We start from the raw sequence: 21,043 nt of genomic DNA, 5'->3' as shown, positions 1-21,043 counted from the left end.
AGGGGATTGCCGATCGGGTCGCTGAATGCCATCGTCGGCGCCTCCTGCCTGGGAAGTCGTTCTTGGTCTACCGTCTCGCGCCACGGCACCACCGCCGCGTCACCCCACTCATCCGCACTCGTTCGATCTTCACCCCAGTGTCCCCGCAGGACGGACTCCATACCCCCGAAATCCGGAGCGACGCCGTTCGAACATGCTGTCGAAGCACCTTCGGGTGCAACGATTCTCGATCTCGAACGGAAATGACACTGATGTGATTACACACGGTCACGCCCGCCGGGGTCAAGCCGAGAGACGAATTCCCCTAATACCATCGACCGACACAAACGTGCGCTGCGACACGTCACGTCGGCATTTCGTCGGCAATCTCACACTGCGACATCGTCCGCCACACTCGGTGGCGGATGGTCGGGGAAGGGTATGCATCGCATCGGCGATGCACGTGGACCGGTATACCCGACCACAGGCCACCCCGCCACCTCCGGGCCACTACAGTTGGCGGACGTGAAGGTGACCGTTCTCGTCGGCGGCGTCGGTGGCGCCCGTTTCCTGTTGGGTGTGCGCGAATTGCTGGGCCCGACACCGTTTCCGCCGCCGGCCGACCCCGGCCCGGCCGATGTCGCCGCCGACCACGAGATCACGGCGATCGTCAATGTCGGCGACGACGCCTGGATGCACGGCGTGCGGATCTGCCCGGATCTCGACACCTGTATGTACACCCTGGGTGGCGGGATCGATCCCGAGCGCGGGTGGGGACGACGCAACGAGACGTGGAACGCCAAGGAAGAACTGGCGAACTACGGCGCCGACCCGGACTGGTTCGGCCTCGGCGACCGCGACCTCGCCACCCATCTGATCCGCACCCAGATGCTCGACGCCGGGTACCGGCTCTCCGATGTCACCGCCGCCCTGTGCCGGCGGTGGCAACCGGGCGTGCGACTGATCCCCGCCACCGACGATCGGCACGAGACCCACGTGGTGGTCGCCAAACCCGACGGCGACGAGGGCGACCGCGTCGCCATCCACTTCCAGGAGTGGTGGGTCCGCCACCGAGCGAAGATACCCACTTTCGGTTTCGCGCAGGTCGGTTCGGACGAGACCGCCGCCGCCCCCGGAGTCCTCGAGGCCATCGCCGAGGCCGACGTCGTACTGCTGGCGCCGAGCAATCCGGTGGTCAGCATCGGGGCGATCATCAACGTCCCCGGGGTGCGCAGTGCGCTACGGACCACCACCGCACGCGTCGTCGGCGTCTCGCCGGTGATCGACAACCGGCCGCTGCGCGGCATGGCCGACGAGTGCCTGTCGGTGATCGGGGTCGAGACCACCGCCGAGGCGATCGCCGCCCACTACGGGGCGCGCAGTGCCAACGGAATCCTCGACGGGTGGCTGATCGCCGAGGGTGATCACGCCGCCGTGGACGGTATCGCGATCGGCGCCGCACCCCTGCTGATGTCCGATCCGGTCACCACGGCACAGATGGTGCGTGACGCCTGCGCCCTCGTCGGCGTCGACACCCCCGCGGCGAGCGCATGAGCACCGCGGGGATCGGCGATCACCGCGCGCCCGGCAACATCGAGATCCGCCCGGTCACCGGGCTTCCCGAGTTCGACACGTCCAGCGATCTCGCCGCCGAGATCCTGCGCGCCGCACCGTGGTTGACCTCCGGTGACGTCGTGGTGGTGACCAGCAAGGTGTTCTCCAAGACCGAGGGCCGGATGGTGGTCTCCCCCACCGATCCAGATGAGCGGGATGCGTTGCGGCGCAAGCTGGTCGAGCAGGAATCGGTCCGGGTGGTGGCCCGCAGGAACCGCACCCTGATCACCGAGAACCGGCTGGGCATCGTGCAGGCGGCCTCCGGGATCGACGGCTCCAACGTGCCCGGCGACAGCCTGGCCCTGCTGCCGGAGGACCCGGACGCCAGCGCGCGGGGCCTGCGCGCCGCACTCGCCGCGGCGGGGCGCGAGGTGGCCGTGATCGTCACCGACACGATGGGCCGGGCCTGGCGCACCGGACAGACCGATGTGGCGATCGGCGCCGCCGGTATCGCCGTCAGCCACCCGTACGAGGGCGGTGTGGACGCGCACGGGAACCCGTTGATCGTCACCGACATCGCCGTCGCCGACGAGATCGCCGCCGCCGCCGATCTGGTCAAGGGCAAGCTCGCCGGTGTGCCGGTGGCGGTGGTGCGCGGCCTGACCGTGACCGACGACGACTCGTCGGCCACCGACCTCATCCGGCCGATCGCCGACGACCTGTTCCGGCTCGGTACCGAGGAGGCCATCGCGCAGGGCCGTCTCGAGGCCCTGCTGACCCGTCGGTCCGTCCGGTCCTTCGCCGACACCCCGGTCGACGCCGACGACATCGCGGCCGCCTGTGCGGATGCGCTGACCGCCCCGGCACCACACCACACCCACCCGGTGCGCTTCGTGTGGGTCCGGGACGGCCGGCGCCGGCGCGCCCTGCTCGATGCGATGGCCGCGCGGTGGCGCGCCGACCTGATCGCCGACGGCAAGTCCGCCGAGTCGGTGGACAAGCGGGTGGCACGCGGACAGATCCTCTACGACGCCCCGGAACTGGTGATCCCGTTCCTGGTCACCGAGGGCGCCCACACCTATCCCGACGCGCGGCGCAACGCGTGCGAGCACACCATGTTCACCGTCGCCGCCGGTGGGGCGGTCAACGCGCTGCTGGTGGCGCTGTCGGTGCGGGGCCTCGGTAGCTGCTGGATCGGTTCGACGATCTTCGCCGCCGACATCGTCGGCGATGTCCTCGATCTGGAGGACAACTGGGAGCCGTTGGGCGCCATCGCGATCGGGCATCCCGCCGAGATACCGCCACTGCGCGCACCGGCGCCGGTCGACGAGTGGCTGGTGCAGCGATGAGCACCGTGTCGTTGCACGCCTCGGCGGTCGAGTTGCTCACCGGGTGGGCGGCCCCCAACGCCGAGCAGGATTCGTTGCGGCACGCCTATCTCGCCTTCCTGGCCGCCGCCCCCGATGCATGCCTGCGGGCCTCCGAACCCGGGCATCTGACCGCCTCGGCCATCGTGTTCGACGCCGACCGCACCCACGTGTTGCTCACCCTGCACCCGCGGGTGGGCCGATGGGTCCAGCTCGGCGGACACTGCGAACCCGACGACACCGACATCGCCGTCGCCGCACGCCGTGAGGCACGGGAGGAATCGGGGATCGCCGATCTCGAGCTGACCGGTGCCATCGCCCGGTTGCACACGCACCCGATCACCTGCTCGCTGGGCCTGCCGACCCGACACCTCGACGTGCAGTTCGCCGTCGTCGCACCGCCGACCGCCGACGGGTCCCTGCCGGCCATCGAGCGCAGTTCGGAATCGGTGGACCTGCGGTGGTGGCCGATCGACGGGCTCCCCGACGACGCCGACCTCGACACGCTCCCGGCACTGATCGAACTCGGGTTGGCGACCTAGGGCCTCCGGACACGCCCCCGATCGGGTTCGGGTCGGTCACCGATATCGGCAGCCTCGTCGGACCGGATCTCGACGGCGCCCCTGCCGATGCCCGGCCGGCGTGGTGCGGGCACCGGTCGACACCGGACGGCGTCGGCCCGATCGAGGACGAACGACGGTGCCCGGCCGTCGACACCTCCGCCGGCCGGGCGCACGCACGCGTTCACTCGCCGGTCAGATCTGCACTCCCTTGCCGACGGTGACGACCCCGCCGGCGCTGACCGCGAAGCGCTGGCGGTCGGACTCGAGATCCACACCGAGCTGTTCGCCGTCGCCGACGACGACGTTCTTGTCGAGGATCGCGTGCCGGACCACCGCGCCCTTGCCGATCCGGACGCCGGGCATCAGTACGCTGCCCTCCACGACGGCACCGTCCTCGACGTAGACGTTCGCCGACAGCACCGAGGTGCTCACCGAGGCCGCGGACACGATGCAGCCGGCGCCGACCACCGAGTCCTGGGCGTGGCCGCCCTGCACGAACTTGGCGGGCGGCAGATGCAGCGTCTCGCTGCGGATCGGCCAGCGACGGTTGTAGAGATTGAACACCGGGTGCACCGACACCAGATCCATGTGGGCGTCGTAGAACGCGTCGAGGGTTCCGACGTCACGCCAGTAGCCCTTGTCGCGCTCGGTGGCCCCGGGCACCTCGTTGTCCTGGAAGTCGTAGACGTAGGCACTGCCCTGCGCCACGAACGCCGGGATGATGTCGCCGCCCATGTCGTGGTCGGAATCGGCGTCGGCGGCGTCGGCGCGGATCGCCTCCACGAGTGCCTCGGTGGTGAACACGTAGTTGCCCATCGACGCGAACGTGACGTCCGGGTCGTCGGGGGTGCCGGGCGGGTCGGAGGGCTTCTCCAGGAACCGGGTGATGCGGTCGTCCTCGCCGGCGTCGATGCAGCCGAAGGCGCTCGCCTCCGCACGCGGCACGCGGATACCGGCGACGGTCACGTCGGCACCCGAGGCGATGTGCGCCTCGAGCATCTGCGACGGATCCATGCGGTAGACGTGATCGGCACCGAACACCACGATGTACTCGGGCTCTTCGTCGTAGATCAGGTTCAGCGACTGGAAGATCGCGTCGGCGCTGCCGGTGTACCACCGCGGGCCCAGACGCTGCTGCGCCGGCACCGGGGTGATGTATTCGCCGTGAAATCCCGACGTCCACCAGGTTTGCGAGATGTGTCGGTCAAGTGAATGCGACTTGTACTGTGTCAGAACACAAATGCGCTCGTAGCCGGCATTCACCAGGTTGGACAGCACGAAGTCGATCAGCCGGTAGGCACCACCGAAGGGAACTGCGGGTTTCGCACGATCCATCGTCAGCGGGTAGAGCCTCTTACCCTCCCCGCCGGCGAGAACGATTCCGAGAACGTGCGGCTGAGATCTCACGCCTTCACGGTAACCGTGAAACAGCGACCGGGCCAGACGAACCGGCAAGGCGCGCCGGATGAGTCGCGAGACCCGCCGCACACCGACTCCGTCTGGCGAACTCGCCGCGCGCACACTAGCGTCTGTAGCCATGCGGGTGGCGATGATGACTCGGGAGTACCCACCCGAGGTCTATGGCGGTGCCGGCGTCCACGTCACCGAGCTGGTTCGGCATCTCGCCGACCTGATCGACGTCGACGTCAAGTGCATGGGAGTCGAACGTCCGGACGCACAGGTCTACGGTCCCGACCCCGGTCTCGCCGGCGCCAATCCGGCCATCACGATGCTGTCCACGGATCTGCGGATGGCCGTCGGTGCGGCCGGCGCCGACCTGGTGCACTCACACACTTGGTACACCGGACTCGCCGGGCACCTGGCCAAGGAACTGCACGGCGTTCCCCATGTCCTCACCGCACACTCCCTGGAACCCCGTCGGCCGTGGAAGGCCGAACAACTCGGCGGCGGATATCGGGTGTCGAGCTGGGTCGAACGCAATGCGGTGGAGTACGCCGACGCGGTGATCGCGGTCAGTTCCGGGATGCGCGACGACGTGTGCGACGTCTACCCCCGCCTCGACCCGGACCGGGTTCATGTGGTGCGCAACGGAATCGACACCTCACAGTGGTATCCGGTGGACGACCCGTACGGCCCCGACTCCGCGCTCGTCGCGCTGGGGGTCGACCCCGACCGGCCGATCGCGGCCTTCGTCGGCCGCATCACCCGCCAGAAGGGTGTCGCCCACCTGGTCGCCGCCGCCCACCACTTCTCCCCCGACGTACAGCTGATCCTGTGTGCCGGCGCCCCCGACACCCCCGAGATCGGCGCCGAAGTCGAGGCGGCGGTCGCCGAACTGTCGGCGGCACGCCCGGGCGTCTTCTGGGTGCGCGAGATGCTCCCACTCCCCCGAATCCGCGAGATTCTCACCGCAGCAACAGTTTTCGTCTGCCCGTCGGTGTACGAGCCGTTGGGGATCGTCAACCTCGAGGCGATGGCGTGCGGGACGGCCGTGGTGGCGTCGGCAGTCGGCGGGATTCCGGAGGTCGTCCAGGACGGCGTCACCGGCACCCTGGTCCCCTACACCCCCGACGACGCGGCGACCTTCGAGCGCACGCTGGCCGCGGCCGTCGACGCCGTCGCCGGTGACCCGGCCGCTGCATCGGCGATGGGTACCGCGGGTCGGGCGCGTGCGGCAGCGGAGTTCTCCTGGGCGACGATCGCCGAACAGACCGTCGCGGTGTACCGGACAGCGCTGGGTTGACCGGCGGTCCGGTCTAGTGCGTGCTCGCAGAACCGACGCGCGACACGGTGAGCGTGACGGCGACGGTGACCTGCACCCGGCCGCCGTGGGCATCGGCCAGTCGCCGCGCGGCCGCATCGATCTCGGCGCGGTCGTGGTGGAACGCCGACGGCCCCATGCCGACGAGGTCGGCGATGGTGGCCGCGTCGACGTCGACGGACGCGACGATCTCGCGGCGATCGATCAGCTCGAAGGCCGGGGCCATGGCCGCATCGAGCCGATCGGTCTTGTCCGGGGTCACCGACAGCATGCCGAGCGGTTCGATGAGTTCGGTGAGGTGCGACGGCAACGGTGTGACCACCAGCAGGTGCCCACCGGGGGCCAGCATGCGGACGATCTCGTCGACGTTGCGTGGTGCGAACACCGACAGCACGACCGCCGCGGCCCCGGATCGGACCGGCACCGCGCGCCAGGCGTCGGCGACGACGGCCGCCGCGGCCGGCTCGCCACGGGTCACCGCTCGGGCACAGAACTTGGACAGGTCGATCACCAGGCCCCGCGCCGAGGGCCGGCGCCGCAGGCAGGCACGCAGATAGACGCCGGGACCACCGCCCAGATCCAGGATCAGGGGGTGGTCTCCGGAAGCGTCGGGAAGAACCCGATCGAGTGCATCGGCCAGCGCGTCCACGGCCGCGTCGAGGACTCCGGCCTCGTGCACCCGCAGCCGGGCGGCGACCATGTCCGCGGTGTCGGCGCGAAGGCCGCCGGAGCGGCCGTCGAGCAGCGTGACATGGCCCTGCCGGGCGAGGTCGAAGGTGTGACCCCGCGGGCACCGCAGGGCACCGTGTTCGATGTCTCCGACCAGCGGCTCGGTACAGACCGGGCACCGCAGGTCGTCGATGACGCCGGCCAGCTCCGACGCCCGTGGAGTCGCCGTCAGCCGGTGACCCCGCGCAGCTCTTCGCCGAGTGCGGCGGCCTCGTCGGGGGTCAGCTCGACCACCAGGCGTCCGCCACCCTCGATCGGAATGCGCACGACGATCCCACGTCCCTCCTTGGCCGCTTCGAGGGGCCCATCGCCAGTCCGTGGCTTCATCGCCGCCATTCTCAAACTCCCTTCAGAGTTCTCAGTCGCCGAGTGCTCAGCGCGGCCCCACCGGTCGGTGGTGCCCTGTGACGCCACCTTGTCCCCGGCCTCCCGGCCGGTCACGGTGGTTGCCGCCACAGTAATGATACGTGGCGTTGCGGCCGCAGAGTCGCCGCCGACACGCGGATCCGGTCGTCTACCGCATCACCCTCGCCCCGTCGGGGGCTCCTCGGGCCCGGTGTCACCGGCCGCATCCTCGGCGTCGTCGGCCGGGAGACCGGTACCGGCCACCGGGATGTCGGGGTCACCGGCCCGGTCGGAACCCTCGCCGGCCGGTCCTTCGCCGGCCGGTCCCTGGTCGGCAGGCTCCTCACCGGCAGGTCCTTGATCGGCACGTTCCCCATCGGTACGTTCCCCGTCGGTGCGTTCCCCGCCGGCGGGAATCCCGGCCGGGGACACCGGCGACGTCTCCGGTGCCTCGTGCCGCCCGGAGTGGGCCGCGACCTCGGCACCGGCGACCGGCGCCGACACCGCGATGAGCGCGTCCCGCTCCTGGAGTTGCTGTACGAGGGCCCGCAGATCGTCGATCTCGTCGGCGAGCCGGGACAGCGCCCAGTCGACCTCGCTCTGCTTGTAACCGCGCAGGGTGGATGCAAACCGCAGCGCCCGGACGTCGTATCCGTAGATACTGCTGCGCGGCAGGCGGGTGAGGGTGGTCGCATCGTCGAGCGGCGGCAGCTCCTCCCCGCGCCCGAAGACGAACCACACCAGCGCGAACACCACCGCCACGACGACCGCCATGATCAGCAGGTACAGCAAGATGGTCTGCATGGGGACCGAGTCTAGTGCGGCCCGCGCCGTGGGCGCGGGCCGCGATGTCTCAGCGTCTCAGCTGGCCATCTCCTCGTCGTCGACGTCGATGCGGTAGCTGCTGACGGTCTTCATCGGCGGACGGTCCTCGAGATACACCTCGGTGGTGTACGGGGTGAAGGTGCCGTCGGATTCCGCGGTGAACTGGGTGAGGCCCACACCGCTGTCGACGATGCCGCAGCGACGCATCAGGGTGCCGACGATCTGGCGGCTCATCACGCCGAGTTCGACGAGCGGACGGTTGCGGTGGGTGCGGACACCGAGATTGACCTGGCCGATCCCGTTGAGCCCGTACATGTCGTAGGTGTCGATCAACAGACCGATCTCCACGCCGTACCCGGGTGCGAAGGGCACCGACGACAGCATCTCGCGGGTGCCGGCGTACTCGCCGCCGAGCGGCTGCAGCACGGCCGTCAGGTCGGGCTTCTGGGAGGCGAGCAGCGGACGGGCGACGAGTTCGGTGACGCGACCGCCGCCATTGGCCTCCTGGGTGCCGCCGGTCAGCAGCGGACGCCGATAGTAGCCCTTGACCAGGTGGATCTCCGGATTGATCAGCAGCGGGCCGAGCATCTTGGGCACGAACATCGGGTCCGGGTCGATCAGGTCGGAGTCGACGAAGGCGATGATGTCACCGGTGGTGACGGCGATCGACCGCCACAGCACCTCACCCTTGCCCTTGATCGGCTCGAGCTCGGGGACGGCCTCCTCACGGCTGATCACCTCGGCACCGGCGGCGCGGGCACGCTCGGCGGTGGCGTCGGTGGAGCCGGAGTCCAGGACGATCAGTTCGTCGACGAGGGTGCCGAGCAGTGGACGGATCGTGGCGATCACGTCGGCGACGGTCTCTTCCTCGTTGAGCGCGGGCAGGACCACCGAGACGGTGCGTCCGTCCTTGGCCGCGACGAGCTCGTCGACGGTCCAGTCCGGCTGCTCCCAGGTATGCGTCGTCGACCACGTGCCGCGGGTTCCGGAGGTGTCGGCGGCGGTGGGCCACATGGCGGCCTTGTCCCGGTTGTTGGCTGCGGACGCCTTGCGTCCGGCGACGACTGCCGCCTGTCGACGGGTTTGGGTTCCACGTACCTTCTTGGTCATGCGAGTCCCCTGACTGTTCTGGCTGGAGGCCGTGTGCCCGCTATCGCGGCGACCATGTCGACCACACGCCGGGTGGCGGCAACCTCGTGGACGCGGAAGATCCGCGCCCCGTGCTCTGCGGCCAGAGCTGTCGCCGCGAGGGTGCCCTCCACCCGGTGTTCGAGATCCACCCCCAGAGTCTCCCCCACGAAATCCTTGTTGCTCAGCGCCATCAGCACTGGCCAGCCGGTCTTAACAAGATCTTTCACGTGACGTAACAAGGCCAGCCCGTGGTGAGTGTTCTTGCCGAAATCGTGCGTCGGATCGATCACGATCGAGTCACGGGCCACGCCCGCGGCCTCGGCCTTGGCGGCCGCCGCGGTCACCGCGGCGAGCACGTCGTCGACCACCGCGTCCACCGAGTCGCCGTAGGCCACCCGATGCGGGCGGGTGCGCACCCGCGCCCCACCGGTGTGCGAGCAGACGATCCCGGCGCCGCGCGCGGCGGCGACCCCGACCAGGTCGGGGTCGGCACCGGCCCAGGTGTCGTTGATCAGGTCGGCACCGGCCGCACACGCGCGGTCGGCCACGTCCGCACGCCAGGTGTCCACGCTGATCAGCAGATCCGGGTAGGTGTCGCGGATCCACCGGATCATCGGGACCACACGGGCCACCTCGGTGGCCGCGTCGACCTCGTCACCGGGGCCGGCCTTCACCCCGCCGATGTCGACGATGTCGGCGCCCTCGGCCACCACCTGCGCGATCCGGGCTTGGGCGGCGTCGTCGGCGAAGCTGGCACCGCGGTCGTAGAACGAGTCGGGGGTGCGGTTGACGATCGCCATCACCAGGGCCCGGTCACCGGCCACCGGGCGGCCACACAGCGTCGACGGCCGTGTGATCGATGACATGCTCCCGAACCCGTTCCGGGCCGACCCGTTCGGGGCCGACTCCCCACCTGCCGCGACGTCCATGCGACCAGACTACGGAGCGGCGGGTCAGCCCCTGGGTGCACGTCCCGCCGCGACGTCGTCGACGTAGCCGTCGTAGGCCTTGACGTAGCCGTCGGCCCGGCCGGCGAGCACGTACAGCGGGTCGCCGCCGGTCGAGGAGTAGGCCTCCTCGCGCAGTTCCACCTTCCGGTTCTTGAACGTCGAGGTGGCCTCGAGGTGGTCGACCACCCGGATGAACAGCGGGATCGCATACGAGGGCAGCACCTCGTACAGGTGTGCGGCGAGTGCGGCGCCGTCGAGGGGTTCGCCGCCCCGGACGGTGACCGCCGCCATCCCGGCCTTGCCGTCGGTACCGGGGACCGCGACACCGAAGGCCACCGACTGCGAGATCTCGCCGTAGCCGTCGAGCCCGGCCTCGACCTCGGTGGTGGCCACGTTCTCGCCCTTCCACCGGAAGGTGTCGCCGAGGCGGTCGACGAAGGCGATGTGGCTGAACCCCTGATCGCGCACGAGGTCACCGGAGTTGAACCAGGCGTCGCCGTCCTTGAAGGCGTCGCGCAGCAGCTTCTTCTCGGTCTCGGCGGGGTCGGTGTAACCGTCGATCGGCACCCTGTCGTTGACCCCGGTGAGCAGCAGCCCGGTGCCACCGCGCTTGACCCGGGTGAGCCGGCCGGCGGCGTCGCGGGCCGGTTTGCCCTCCTCGTCGTACTCGACGATGGCATACGGCAGCGGGCAGAACCCGGCGGTGTGGTCGGCGCTGAAGACGTTGATGAAGACCAGGTTGAGTTCGCTGGCGCCGTAGAACTCGACGATCCGGTCGATCCCGAAGCGGTCCTTGAACTCGTCCCAGATGTCCGGGCGCATGCCGTTGCCGACGACCAGGCGCACGCTGTGGGCCCGGTCGGTCGGCTTGGCCGGCTGGGCCAGCAGATAGCGGCACAGTTCGCCGATGTAGCAGAACGCGGTGGCCCGGTTGAGGATGACCTCGTCCCAGAATCGTGATGCGGAGAACTGCCTGCCGATCGCGATACACGCCCCGGATGCCAGCACCGACGACAGCGACACCGACAGTGCGTTGTTGTGGTAGAGCGGCAACGGGACGTACATGGTGTCGCTGGCACGCAACCGCACGGCCAGGCCGCCGATCCCCGACAGGCTCGCCAGCCAGCGGTTGTGGCTCATCACGCTCGCCTTGGGCATGCCGGTGGTACCGGAGGTGAAGATGTAGAACGCCTCGGTGGAGGCGGGCAGCGTCGCGGTGACCTCGGGATCGGTCTCGGGGCGGCCGGCGGCGGAGTCGTCGATCCCGCCGAAGTCGTACACGGTCTCGGGGAGCGCGGCGGCGGGGATCGACTCGAAGGCCTCGCGGCATTCGGGGTCGTGCACCAGCACGCGCGCACCGAGCAGCTTCATGCTGTGTTCGATGACGTCGCCGCGCTGGTTGTAGTTGAGCATGCCGGCGATCGCACCGAGTTTGACCGTGGCCAGCATCAGGAACAGGTCGGTCGGGCAGTTCTTGGACAGGATCGCCACGACGTCGCCGGTGCGGACCCCGTCGGCGGCGAGGACCGCGGCATACCGGTTGACGATCCGGTTGGCCTCACCGTATGTGGTCGACTTGCCCTCGAACCGGACGAACGGGCGATCCGGATGTGCCGCCGCGTGTTTCTGGAAGATCGATCCGATGGTCCGTTGCGCGTCGGCCGGTCGCCGGATCAGGCCGGGCGCATGCCGCAGCATCAGCGGCGCCTGCGGCGCCATCTTCAGAACGCCCTTGATCAGGTCGGTGAATCCGACGACCGATGGGGTGTCGTGGGTGGACATCGCGTTTCTCGCTCTCCGTCGCGACGACGACAACGTGTGTCGGGTGATGATGGTCACCGCCACCTTACCCACCGGTAGCCAGATCTCCTTACCCGCCGGTAGTGACCTCGATCGCCTCCTCCACCGTGGCCACCACCCGCAGCCGATCGAGCGACTCCGCGGTGACGAACCCTCGCTCGACAAGACCGCGCAGCCAGCTGAGCAACGGCTCGTAGAAGCCGTCGGGATCGAGCAGCACCACCGGCTTGGCGTGCATTCCGAGGTAGCCGCCGGTCCACGTCTCGAAGAGTTCCTCGAGGGTGCCGATCCCGCCCGGCAGGGTGATGAACGCGTCGGCGCGGGAATCCATGAGCCCCTTGCGTTCCCGCATGGTCTCGGTGACGACGAGCTCGTCGGCGTCGAGATCGGCGACCTCACGCTCCATCAGCGCGCGCGGGATGATGCCGAGGGTGTGCCCGCCGGCAGCGCGCGTCGCCGACGCCACCGCCCCCATCATCGACACATTGCCGCCACCGGACACCAGACTGTGCCCGCCCTTCCCGATCGCGGTGCCCAGCCGGGTGGCGAGGTCGAGATACTCCTCGGGCACGTGACGCCCCGACGCGCAGTACACACAGATCGCGGTCACGGCTGCTCCTGTCCGATGTCGGCCCCGGCGTCGGCACGACCCCGGGTCGCGGCCGCGGCCGCGATGATCTCCACGGCCTCCTCCGGCTCGTCGACGACGTGCAACAGGTCCAGGTCGGCCTCGGAGATCACCCCCGCCGACAGCAGGGTCTCGCGCATCCAGTCCAGCAGCCCGGCCCAGTGCGCACGGCCGAGCAACACGATCGGGAACCGCACCACCTTCTTGGTCTGCACCAGGGTCAGCGCCTCGAACAGTTCGTCGAGGGTGCCGAAGCCACCCGGCAGACACACGAAGGCCTGCGCATACTTCACGAACATCGTCTTGCGGACGAAGAAGTAGCGGAAGTTCATCCCGACGTCGACCCACGGGTTCAGATGCTGTTCGAAGGGCAGCTCGATGTTCAGCCCGATCGAGCGTGACCGGGTCTCGTAGGCCCCGCGGTTGGCGGCCTCCATGGCGCCCGGTCCGCCGCCGGTGATCACCGCGTACCCTGCCGAACCCAGCACGCGGCCGAGCCGCACGGCGAGGTCGTACTCCCGCGAATCGGGGCGGATGCGGGCCGAACCGAACACGGTGACCGCCTCGGCCACGTTGCTCATCGCGTCGAATCCGGCGACGAACTCCGACTGGATGCGCAGTACCCGCCAGGAGTCGCGCATCGTCCGCTCGGCCCGCCGCTGGTCGTCGCGCGGATCGACCCACTCCAGCAGGCGCCGGTCGGTGGTGCGGGCGGTGTCGGTCTCACTGCGCCGCACCCGCATCGGACCGATGTAGGTGGTGCCGCTCTCGTCGTCGGGGATCGGCTCGTGTTCCTCGGTGTGCGGGGTGTCCATGTCCGCAACGCTAGTGCCCGTGACCGACGCCGATCACCTCACCGGGTCACCCGCGCGTGTCCGGCCCGTGTCATGTCCCCGGCGCACCCCGGACGACCCGATGGTCAGGACAGGTAGGCGCGGAGCAGTTCGGTGACCTCCCGGATCTGCGACACCGGCACCCGCTCGTCGCGGCGGTGCGCCAGGCTCGGGTCACCCGGACCGAGGTTGACCGCGGGCACGCCGAGGGCGGAGAACCGCGACACATCGGTCCAGCCGTACTTCGCACGGAACCGGCCCGACGCCGCGGCGACCAGCGCCGCGGCCGCCGGATGCGAGAGCCCCGGAAGTGCCCCGGCGGCGGAATCGGTGAGCTCCATCGTGATCTCCCCGGACTCCAGCGGTCCGGCGAACACCTCGCGCAGATGGTCCAGGGACGAGGTGATGCTGCGGTCGGGGGCGAACCGGAAGTTGACGGTGACCGAGGCGGCGTCGGGCACCACGTTGCCGGCCACACCGCCGTCGACACCCACCGCCGACAGCCCTTCCCGGTATTCGCATCCGTCGATGTCGACGTTGCGCGGGGTGTAGTCGGCGAGGACGGCAAGCACCGGTGCCAGCTTGTGGATCGCGTTGTCGCCCATCCACGATCGCGCCGAGTGTGCCCGGCCTCCGGTCGCCGACAGCCGCACCCGCAAGGTGCCCTGGCAGCCGGCCTCGATCTGCCCGGCGGTGGGCTCGCCGAGGATCGCGACGTCGCCGTGCAGCCAGTCGGGCAGATCGCGTTCGATCGTGCCCAGCCCGTTGAACTCCGCGGCGATCTCCTCGCAGTCGTAGAAGATCAGGGTCAGATCGTGTGCGGGTGCGTCGAGGGTGGCCGCCAGATGCAGGAACACCGCGTCACCGGACTTCATGTCGACGGTGCCGCAGCCGTGCAGCACCTCACCCTCCGCGTCGTCGACCGTACGGCGATGCGGCACGTTGTCGGCGATCGGCACGGTGTCGAGGTGCCCGGCCAGGATCACCCGACTCGGCAGGCCGCGGTCGGTGCGGGCGAGCACCTGGTTGCCGTGGCGGACGATCTCGAAACCGGAGGTCTGCGCACGCAGCGCGGCCTCCACCGCGTCGGCGATCGCGGTCTCGTCACGGGACTCGCTGCGGATGTCGACCAGCGCTGCGGTCAACTCGACGGGGTCGGCGTGCAGGTCGAGCAGGGGTGCATCGGTCACCGTCCCACCGTATCGCCCCGGCGCCCGGGCCCGGCAGCGTGCCGGTCCGGTGGCTGCGGGGCGGGTGCCGCCGGGACGTATGGTCGACGGCGGGGGCTCACCGCCGTCGAAAGGGCCGAACCGCATGCGCGCAACCATCATCCACGCCCCGGGCGACATCCGTCTCGAGGACGTCCCGGATCCCGTCATCGCCCATCCGACCGATGCGATCATCCGACTGTCGGCGACCTGCGTCTGCGGGTCGGATCTGTGGAACTACCGCGGTGTCAACGAGATCACGAAGCCGTTCGCCATCGGTCACGAGTACGCCGGGGTGATCGAGGAGGTGGGTTCGGAGGTCACCTCGCTGCGGCCCGGACAGTTCGTCGTGGGTTCGTTCATCGCCTCGGACAACACCTGCGACATCTGCCGCGCCGGCTACCAGTCCGGATGCGAACACATGCGCCCGGTCCGTGGCGCGCAGGCGGAGTACCTGCGCGTCCCGCTGGCCGACGGCACGCTGGTGGCCACCCCGGAGCCGCCCGATCCCGACCTCGTCCCCGACCTGCTCGCGGCGTCGGATGTCCTGGGTACCGGCTGGTTCGGTGCGACGGCCGCCGAGGTGGGCCCCGGTAAGACCGTCGCGGTGGTCGGCGACGGCGCGGTGGGCCTGCTCGCGATCCTCGCGGCCAAAGAGCTCGGCGCCGAACGGATCATCGCGATGAGCCGCCACGAATCGCGGACCGCACTGGCGCGTGCGTTCGGTGCCACCGATGTCGTCGCCGAGCGCGGACCCGACGGGGTGGCCGCGATCAAGGAGCTCACCGGTGGGCTCGGTGCGCACTCGGTCATCGAGGCGGTCGGTACCGACGAGTCGATGACCCAGGCGATCGACTCGACCCGGGCCGGCGGGCACGTCGGCTTCCTCGGTGTGGCACACGGCGTGGAGATCTCCGGCGACAAGCTGTTCCGCCGACTGGTGCACCTGCACGGCGGACCGGCCCCGGTACGACGTTTCCTACCCCACCTGATCGAGTTGATCCTCGACCGGAAGATCAACCCCGGCAAGGTCTTCGACCTCACCCTCCCGTTGTCGGAGGTGGCGCAGGGGTACGCCGCGATGGATTCACGACAGGCCGTCAAAACCCTGCTCGAACCCTGAGGCCGCCGGGCCGGGATCGGCTCAGGCCGCGGGATGTAGTTCTGCCGCACCGAAGGACACGCTGAACCGCACACACCACAGCACCACCGCCGGGTACTCGGCGAGATCGGTGCCGGCGGGGATCGAATAGACCTGATCCCCGCGGTTGCCCTTGATCTTCCCGAGATCGACCCGTGCGGCGTCGCCTGCGGTGTGCCACCCGGACCGGCCCGGGACCACCTCACCGGCCGACAACCACACGTGGACGTCGGGCCCGGTGGTGGTGTCGAGGTTCTCGATGGCGAGAACTCTCGAGCCGTCCGGGTTCTCGATCACCGACACCGACCCGCTGGTGTCGTGCTCGTGGCTGATGAGATCACCCTGCGACAGGAGTACCGGTGCCGCAACGGGTTCGGTGCCGGCCGGCACCGAGGTGACCGCGGTGGGTATCTCGTCGTCGATCTCGGTGTCGACGAACAGCAGCCACGGCTGGAACACCAGGCCGCCGACGACGATCGCGATCACCAGCGCCACACCCACCCCACCGGCGATCCACGGCCAGCGCCGCCGCGGCCGGGGCCCGGGAGTGGGCGTGGGCTGACCACCGGGCGCAGACGGGGGTGGACCGGGCTGATACATGCCCCGACCCTACGAAACCGGCATCGGCGCCGACCAGAGCTCTCCCCTGTTCGGATGATGCCGAGACCACGCCGGCCACCGCCCGCAACAGGGCCCTTGTACCCCTTTCGCCCACACCGGAACAGGGATATGGTCGCAGGTGTAGCGGATCTCACACCTAGGAGATGATCGTCATGACCGCTCACTTCATGCCCCATCACGTGTCGCACGGCGAGCATCCGATCGGCCTCGGCGCATTCTTCCTCGTCATGGTCGGATTCGGGTCCCTGGCCCTGTGGGTGGTGTCCATCGCCGGTGGGCACACCGCTGCGGCCATCACCTTCGGCATCATCACCGTCGCCGCGTTCACGACGTCGGCGGTCACCATGACCATCATGGGCCGCAAGCTGCACCACAGCCCGGTGCTGCCGGACAACACTCCGCTCAACGAGCAGCACTACAAGGAGATGTACCGGCACTGACCCACGCCCCGGCACCGCACCAGCGGACCGTCGCGGCACGGGCGTCGGAGTCCACCGGCAGGACACGCGGAGATCGCGTGCGGCCGCTGTAGACTCGACGCCCGTGACGAACAATGGCGCGCATGCAGTTGGTATTGCCACCGTGACCGACGGGGCCGGTGACACCGGTGTGGTCCTCGACGTCTGGTACCCCGAACCGGCGCTGGGCTCCGACGCCCCGGCCGGCACCACCGAACTCGCCGCCGACGCGACGCCCGCGCACCTGCGCGAGCTCGTCGGTGCCGACGATGTCCGGCGGGTCAAGACGGTCGCCGTCGAGACCTCCATCGCCGACCTGTCCGAGGCGCCGGTCGACGCCCACGACGTCTACCTGCGTCTGCACCTGCTGTCGCACCGGCTGGTACAGCCCAACACGATCAACCTCGACGGCATCTTCGGACTGCTCGCCAACGTCGTGTGGACCAACCACGGACCGTGCGCCGTCGACGGCTTCGAGACCACGCGTGCCGGGCTGAAGGCCCGCGGCGCGGTGACCGTCTACAGCATCGACAAGTTCCCGCGGATGGTCGACTACGTCGCGCCGACCGGTGTGCGCATCGGCGACGCCGACCGCGTGCGCCTGGGCGCCCACCTCGCCTCCGGCACCACCGTGATGCACGAGGGATTCGTCAACTTCAACGCCGGCACCCTCGGCGACTCGATGGTGGAGGGTCGGATCTCGGCCGGTGTGGCGGTCGGTGACGGCTCCGACATCGGCGGCGGCGCATCCACTATGGGCACCCTGTCCGGCGGCGGCAAGGAGCGCATCTCGCTGGGCAAGCGCTGCCTGCTGGGCGCCAACTCCGGCTGCGGTATCGCACTCGGCGACGACTGCGTGATCGAGGCCGGCCTCTATGTGACCGCCGGTACCAAGGTCACCGGCCCCGACGGAACCAGCATCAAGGCGCGTGAGCTGTCGGGGCAGTCGAATCTGCTGTTCCGTCGCAACAGCATGACCGGCGCCGTCGAGGTGGTGCCGTGGAAGGGTGACGGGATCGCCCTGAACGCCGCGCTGCACAAGAACTGACGTCCTCCGACGACCACTTCGGCCCCGGTGGCCGGCTCGGCGAGCCGGCCACCGGGGCCGAAGTGGTCGTCTGGGATCGAAATGGTCTGGCGTCGAGACGGTCTGGCGCCGAAAGTGTCTGGTCCCGGAACCGAGACGCGGCGCAGGTCAGGACCGGTCAGGCACCGAGGCGTGCGACGGCGGCGTCGATGCGTTCGTCGGTGGCGGTCAGCGCCATCCGGACGTGGCGGACCCCGGCCGGACCGTAGAAATCCCCGGGTGCGGCGAGGATGCCGCGGTGGGCCAGCCACTCGACGGTGTCGCGGCAGGCCTCTCCGCGCGTGGCCCACAGGTACAGGCCCGCCTCGGAGTTGTCGACGGTGAACCCGGCGCCGGTCACCGCCGCCAGCAGCCGCTCACGTCGCGCACGGTAGCGCTCGCGCTGTGCGTCGACGTGTGCGTCGTCGTCGAGGGCGGCGGTCATCGCACCCTGGATCGGGAACGGCACGATCATCCCCGCGTGCTTGCGCACGGCGAGCAGTTCGGCGATCAGTGCCTCGTCACCGGCGAAGAACCCGGCGCGGTAGGACGCGAGGTTGGAGATCTTCGACAGCGAGTGCACCGCCAGCAGACCGGTGTGGTCGCCGTCGGAGACCCGCGGATCGAGAATCGAGATGGCCTCGGCATCCCAGGCGAGCCCGAGATAACACTCGTCGGAGACAATGATGGTGCCGCGTTCGCGGGCCCACTCGACCACCTTGCGCAGATGCTCGACACCGAGCACCTTGCCGGTCGGGTTGGACGGCGAGTTCACGAACATCAACGCCGGACGCGACGGTCCGAGTTGCAGCACGGAATCGGCACGCACCGGGGTGGCGCCCGCCAGCAGCGCCCCCACCTCGTAGGTCGGGTAGGCGACCTCGGGGATCACCACCGTGTCGCCGGCACCGATGCCGAGCGTCGAACACACCGAGGCGATCGCCTCCTTGGTGCCGATCACCGGCAGGATGCCCGACGGTCCGAGCCCGGTCACCCCATAGCGGCGGCTCAACGCCCCTGCTGCGGCCGTTCGCAGCTCCGGGGTACCGATCGTCGTCGGATAACCCGGGAACTCCGAGGCGCCCGCGAGGGCCTCACGGATCAGCGGGTCCACCGGATCGACCGGGGTCCCCACCGACAGATCGACGATGCCGTCGGCATGCGAGGCGGCCAGCGCCTTGATGTCGGCGATGGTGTCCCAGGGGAAGTCCGGCAGGACCGAACTCAGGCGACGACGGCCCGCGGTGCGCTCAACTGTCACCGGACGGTCAGTCCTCGCCCTCGCCCATCGGGGGCAGGCCCTTGATGAACGCAGGATCGAAATCGGTCTTGCCGACCTTGCTGGCGCCGCCCGGCGATCCGAGATCGTCGAAGAAGTCGGCGTTGGCGCTCACGTAGGGCTCCCACTCGTCGGGGACGTCGTCCTCGTAGAAGATCGCCTCCACCGGGCACACCGGTTCGCAGGCCCCGCAGTCCACGCACTCATCCGGCTGGATGTAGAGACTGCGACCCCCCTCGTAGATGCAATCGACAGGGCACTCCTCGACACATGCCTTGTCCATCACGTCCACGCAGGGCTCCGCGATGATGTACGTCACCACTATCTCCTTCGTTGCAAGCACTCTGGTCGGCGCATCGCAGCGGATACGCACGAAACGGCACGAGGGCTGGTCGCGCCGGTCACGCGCATGTCGGCTCATCCCCGCAGTTCACGCCGCGCACACGCACCCCCTAGAGTATCCGCCCCGCCACCGGGGAATCGACACCCGCCCCTCGCCGACCATCGCGCCGGAGACGCAGATCACACCTGGGCGGCCTTGCGTTCACGGTGAGAACAACCCTGGCGGGGCGACGGCCCGCCCGCCACCCTGGCTTCGTGACCTCACTGCGACGCCGGTCGATCCCGCACTGTCGATGCACCTGCATCCCCGCGATCGACCAGCCGACCCATCGACTTGTGAGGAGACACCTGCCATGACCTCGACCATCTCGCGTCCCGACCCCGCCCTGCGACACACCGCCGCCAACCTGCCCACCCGACTGCGGCCCGCCGATCTGCTGCGGATCACCGACCAGGGTGTCGCCGACGTCCTCGACGGCCACTACGACCATCTGCTCCCGCCCACCTGGGATCCGGTGGAACGGTGGTCGGCCCGTCTGGAGTCCGACGACGATCTCGATCTGTGGCTGATCAGCTGGACCCCGGACCGGTCCACCGATCTCCACGATCACGCTGGGTCGCTCGGCGCGTTGACCGTGTTGTCGGGGGCATTGCGGGAGTACCGCTGGACCGGCCACGATCTGGCCGTGCGCATCCTGGCGGCCGGCGATCAGGCGGCCTTCCCGCTCGGCTGGGTGCACGATGTGCAGCATCACCGGAGCACGCCGCCCCCGGCCGGGCTGGGCGCACCGGACCTCGCCACCGCGCATCCCGCGCCCGGACCCACGCTGTCGGTGCACGCCTACTCCCCTCCGCTGACCGCCATGTCGTTCTACGAGGTGACCGACCAGCGTTCGCTGCGGCGCACCCGCACCGAACTCACCGACGAACCCGAATGAGCGACAGGCAGGTGCCCATGACGATCGACGACATGCTGCTGCGGGCCCGGGACGGACTGCAACGGCTACAACCCGAGCAGGTGGCCGGCGAGCTCGCCGACGGGGCGATCCTCGTCGACATCCGTCCGGCCGCCCAGCGTGCCGCCGAGGGCGAGGTACCCGAGGCGCTCGTCCTGGAACGCAATGTGCTCGAGTGGCGATGTGATCCGGCGAGCGATGCCCGGGTGTCTGCAGCCGTCGACCACGACGTCCGCTGGATCATCCTGTGCTCCCAGGGATACACCTCGAGCCTCGCCGCCGCATCGCTGCAACAGTTGGGCCTGCACCGCGCCACAGACGTTGTCGGGGGATATCAGGCCTTGACCCGGGTCCGACTCCACTCAGACCTCGTTCCGCAGTTCAGCGTCGACGGTTGATCCACCTCGAAGCGTAGCCTTCGACTCGATCACCAAGCACCAGTGGATGGTTGAGCCGACGAGGAGCACAGCGACCAATCGAACCCTCAGACGGCCGATGTCGGAACGCAACCACCTCCGAGATGGTCACCACCCGACGTCAGCTGCG

Annotated in this window: 22 protein-coding genes; 9 read left to right on the top strand and 13 right to left on the bottom strand. The window is 69.5% G+C overall.

What is annotated here, in order from left to right; all coding sequences use genetic code 11:
- Nucleotides 1-504 precede the first annotated feature (504 nt).
- Genes cofD through GD1_RS10320 form a run of 3 tightly spaced genes read left to right on the top strand, consistent with a single transcriptional unit; the run spans nucleotide 505 to nucleotide 3,442 of the window.
- Entirely contained in the window at nucleotides 505-1,533 is a 1,029-nt protein-coding gene (cofD, locus tag GD1_RS10330; protein ID WP_053778677.1) for a 2-phospho-L-lactate transferase, read from the top strand.
- Nucleotides 1,530-2,882, top strand: a complete 1,353-nt coding sequence (locus tag GD1_RS10325; protein WP_059036938.1) for a coenzyme F420-0:L-glutamate ligase — start codon at nucleotides 1,530-1,532, stop codon at nucleotides 2,880-2,882. The genes cofD and GD1_RS10325 overlap by 4 nt, the downstream gene beginning before the upstream one ends.
- Nucleotides 2,879-3,442: an NUDIX hydrolase gene (locus tag GD1_RS10320; protein WP_059036937.1), complete on the top strand. Its 564-nt coding sequence runs from the start codon at nucleotides 2,879-2,881 to the stop codon at nucleotides 3,440-3,442. The genes GD1_RS10325 and GD1_RS10320 overlap by 4 nt, the downstream gene beginning before the upstream one ends.
- 213 nt (nucleotides 3,443-3,655) lie before the next feature.
- Here GD1_RS10320 and glgC read toward each other — a convergent pair whose 3' ends face one another.
- Nucleotides 3,656-4,870 carry a glucose-1-phosphate adenylyltransferase gene (gene glgC, locus GD1_RS10310; protein WP_083534053.1) on the bottom strand — a complete coding sequence of 405 codons (1,215 nt, stop codon included), beginning with the start codon at nucleotides 4,868-4,870 and terminating at the stop codon, nucleotides 3,656-3,658.
- A 130-nt stretch (nucleotides 4,871-5,000) separates the two neighbouring features.
- Between glgC and glgA the strand changes: the two genes are divergently transcribed.
- On the top strand, nucleotides 5,001-6,167 hold the full coding sequence (gene glgA, locus GD1_RS10305) for a glycogen synthase (RefSeq protein ID WP_202926625.1): 1,167 nt from the start codon (nucleotides 5,001-5,003) through the stop codon (nucleotides 6,165-6,167).
- Between the two features lie 13 nt (nucleotides 6,168-6,180).
- Here glgA and GD1_RS10300 read toward each other — a convergent pair whose 3' ends face one another.
- The 9 genes from GD1_RS10300 to dapE form a co-directional block, all read right to left on the bottom strand.
- Nucleotides 6,181-6,999, bottom strand: coding sequence for a class I SAM-dependent methyltransferase (locus GD1_RS10300; protein WP_338018341.1), 819 nt, complete (start codon nucleotides 6,997-6,999; stop codon nucleotides 6,181-6,183).
- A gap of 83 nt (nucleotides 7,000-7,082) precedes the next feature.
- Entirely contained in the window at nucleotides 7,083-7,250 is a 168-nt protein-coding gene (locus GD1_RS24250) for a DUF3117 domain-containing protein (RefSeq protein WP_006367626.1), read from the bottom strand.
- A 186-nt stretch (nucleotides 7,251-7,436) separates the two neighbouring features.
- On the bottom strand, nucleotides 7,437-8,063 hold the full coding sequence (locus GD1_RS25755) for a DivIVA domain-containing protein (RefSeq protein ID WP_373855302.1): 627 nt from the start codon (nucleotides 8,061-8,063) through the stop codon (nucleotides 7,437-7,439).
- A 57-nt stretch (nucleotides 8,064-8,120) separates the two neighbouring features.
- Entirely contained in the window at nucleotides 8,121-9,194 is a 1,074-nt protein-coding gene (locus GD1_RS10290; protein WP_059036934.1) for a glucosyl-3-phosphoglycerate synthase, read from the bottom strand.
- On the bottom strand, nucleotides 9,191-10,081 hold the full coding sequence (folP, locus tag GD1_RS10285) for a dihydropteroate synthase (protein ID WP_059036965.1): 891 nt from the start codon (nucleotides 10,079-10,081) through the stop codon (nucleotides 9,191-9,193). Before folP ends, GD1_RS10290 begins: the two co-directional genes overlap by 4 nt.
- 87 nt (nucleotides 10,082-10,168) lie before the next feature.
- Entirely contained in the window at nucleotides 10,169-11,947 is a 1,779-nt protein-coding gene (locus tag GD1_RS10280; protein WP_059036933.1) for a long-chain-acyl-CoA synthetase, read from the bottom strand.
- 88 nt (nucleotides 11,948-12,035) lie between these two features.
- Nucleotides 12,036-12,575 (bottom strand): LOG family protein, encoded by a 540-nt coding sequence (locus tag GD1_RS10275; RefSeq protein WP_053778669.1) that lies wholly within the window; start codon nucleotides 12,573-12,575, stop codon nucleotides 12,036-12,038.
- The gene (locus GD1_RS10270; RefSeq protein WP_059036932.1) at nucleotides 12,572-13,408 is read right to left on the bottom strand and encodes an LOG family protein; all 837 of its coding nucleotides are present in this window, start codon (nucleotides 13,406-13,408) and stop codon (nucleotides 12,572-12,574) included. The genes GD1_RS10275 and GD1_RS10270 overlap by 4 nt, the downstream gene beginning before the upstream one ends.
- A 104-nt stretch (nucleotides 13,409-13,512) precedes the next feature.
- A complete protein-coding gene (dapE, locus tag GD1_RS10265; protein ID WP_244882643.1) occupies nucleotides 13,513-14,616 on the bottom strand; it encodes a succinyl-diaminopimelate desuccinylase in 1,104 nt (367 codons plus the stop codon).
- A gap of 124 nt (nucleotides 14,617-14,740) precedes the next feature.
- Between dapE and GD1_RS10260 the strand changes: the two genes are divergently transcribed.
- A complete protein-coding gene (locus GD1_RS10260) occupies nucleotides 14,741-15,757 on the top strand; it encodes a zinc-dependent alcohol dehydrogenase family protein (RefSeq protein WP_059036931.1) in 1,017 nt (338 codons plus the stop codon).
- Between the two features lie 21 nt (nucleotides 15,758-15,778).
- On the opposite strand, the gene GD1_RS10255 is transcribed toward GD1_RS10260, so the two are convergent.
- The gene (locus GD1_RS10255) at nucleotides 15,779-16,288 is read right to left on the bottom strand and encodes a DM13 domain-containing protein (RefSeq protein WP_059036963.1); all 510 of its coding nucleotides are present in this window, start codon (nucleotides 16,286-16,288) and stop codon (nucleotides 15,779-15,781) included.
- A gap of 260 nt (nucleotides 16,289-16,548) precedes the next feature.
- On the opposite strand from GD1_RS10255, the gene GD1_RS10250 reads away from it, so the two are divergent.
- Both GD1_RS10250 and dapD read left to right on the top strand, forming a co-directional pair.
- Entirely contained in the window at nucleotides 16,549-16,836 is a 288-nt protein-coding gene (locus tag GD1_RS10250; RefSeq protein ID WP_059036962.1) for a hypothetical protein, read from the top strand.
- 103 nt (nucleotides 16,837-16,939) lie between these two features.
- On the top strand, nucleotides 16,940-17,902 hold the full coding sequence (gene dapD, locus GD1_RS10245) for a 2,3,4,5-tetrahydropyridine-2,6-dicarboxylate N-succinyltransferase (RefSeq protein ID WP_083534048.1): 963 nt from the start codon (nucleotides 16,940-16,942) through the stop codon (nucleotides 17,900-17,902).
- A gap of 157 nt (nucleotides 17,903-18,059) precedes the next feature.
- Here dapD and dapC read toward each other — a convergent pair whose 3' ends face one another.
- Together dapC and fdxA are read right to left on the bottom strand one after the other, a co-directional pair.
- A complete protein-coding gene (dapC, locus tag GD1_RS10240) occupies nucleotides 18,060-19,181 on the bottom strand; it encodes a succinyldiaminopimelate transaminase (RefSeq protein ID WP_059036929.1) in 1,122 nt (373 codons plus the stop codon).
- Between the two features lie 7 nt (nucleotides 19,182-19,188).
- Nucleotides 19,189-19,521 (bottom strand): ferredoxin, encoded by a 333-nt coding sequence (gene fdxA, locus GD1_RS10235; protein ID WP_020790603.1) that lies wholly within the window; start codon nucleotides 19,519-19,521, stop codon nucleotides 19,189-19,191.
- A 373-nt stretch (nucleotides 19,522-19,894) separates the two neighbouring features.
- Between fdxA and GD1_RS10230 the strand changes: the two genes are divergently transcribed.
- Complete coding sequence (locus GD1_RS10230) at nucleotides 19,895-20,479, top strand: cupin domain-containing protein (protein WP_059036928.1); 585 nt, start codon at nucleotides 19,895-19,897, stop codon at nucleotides 20,477-20,479.
- Nucleotides 20,476-20,895 carry a rhodanese-like domain-containing protein gene (locus GD1_RS10225; protein WP_174519039.1) on the top strand — a complete coding sequence of 140 codons (420 nt, stop codon included), beginning with the start codon at nucleotides 20,476-20,478 and terminating at the stop codon, nucleotides 20,893-20,895. Before GD1_RS10230 ends, GD1_RS10225 begins: the two co-directional genes overlap by 4 nt.
- Nucleotides 20,896-21,043 lie beyond the last annotated feature (148 nt).

This window comes from Gordonia desulfuricans NBRC 100010 (genome assembly GCF_001485495.1).
In the GTDB taxonomy this organism is placed as follows: domain Bacteria; phylum Actinomycetota; class Actinomycetes; order Mycobacteriales; family Mycobacteriaceae; genus Gordonia; species Gordonia desulfuricans.
Note: the sequence above shows the minus strand (reverse complement) of the source record. Positions and strands in the feature narration are given on the sequence as shown.

What these genes read in the sequence shown, in the direction of transcription:
- GD1_RS10325 (WP_059036938.1), top strand. Translation starts at nt 1,530, where the DNA reads ATGAGCACCGCGGGGATCGGCGATCACCGCGCGCCCGGCAACATCGAG.
- glgA (WP_202926625.1), top strand. Translation starts at nt 5,001, where the DNA reads ATGCGGGTGGCGATGATGACTCGGGAGTACCCACCCGAGGTCTATGGC.
- GD1_RS10320 (WP_059036937.1), top strand. Translation starts at nt 2,879, where the DNA reads ATGAGCACCGTGTCGTTGCACGCCTCGGCGGTCGAGTTGCTCACCGGG.
- folP (WP_059036965.1), bottom strand. Translation starts at nt 10,081, where the DNA reads ATGTCATCGATCACACGGCCGTCGACGCTGTGTGGCCGCCCGGTGGCC.
- GD1_RS10225 (WP_174519039.1), top strand. Translation starts at nt 20,476, where the DNA reads ATGAGCGACAGGCAGGTGCCCATGACGATCGACGACATGCTGCTGCGG.
- GD1_RS10280 (WP_059036933.1), bottom strand. Translation starts at nt 11,947, where the DNA reads ATGTCCACCCACGACACCCCATCGGTCGTCGGATTCACCGACCTGATC.
- GD1_RS25755 (WP_373855302.1), bottom strand. Translation starts at nt 8,063, where the DNA reads ATGCAGACCATCTTGCTGTACCTGCTGATCATGGCGGTCGTCGTGGCG.
- GD1_RS10290 (WP_059036934.1), bottom strand. Translation starts at nt 9,194, where the DNA reads ATGACCAAGAAGGTACGTGGAACCCAAACCCGTCGACAGGCGGCAGTC.
- GD1_RS10270 (WP_059036932.1), bottom strand. Translation starts at nt 13,408, where the DNA reads ATGGACACCCCGCACACCGAGGAACACGAGCCGATCCCCGACGACGAG.
- GD1_RS24250 (WP_006367626.1), bottom strand. Translation starts at nt 7,250, where the DNA reads ATGGCGGCGATGAAGCCACGGACTGGCGATGGGCCCCTCGAAGCGGCC.
- GD1_RS10260 (WP_059036931.1), top strand. Translation starts at nt 14,741, where the DNA reads ATGCGCGCAACCATCATCCACGCCCCGGGCGACATCCGTCTCGAGGAC.
- GD1_RS10250 (WP_059036962.1), top strand. Translation starts at nt 16,549, where the DNA reads ATGACCGCTCACTTCATGCCCCATCACGTGTCGCACGGCGAGCATCCG.
- GD1_RS10230 (WP_059036928.1), top strand. Translation starts at nt 19,895, where the DNA reads ATGACCTCGACCATCTCGCGTCCCGACCCCGCCCTGCGACACACCGCC.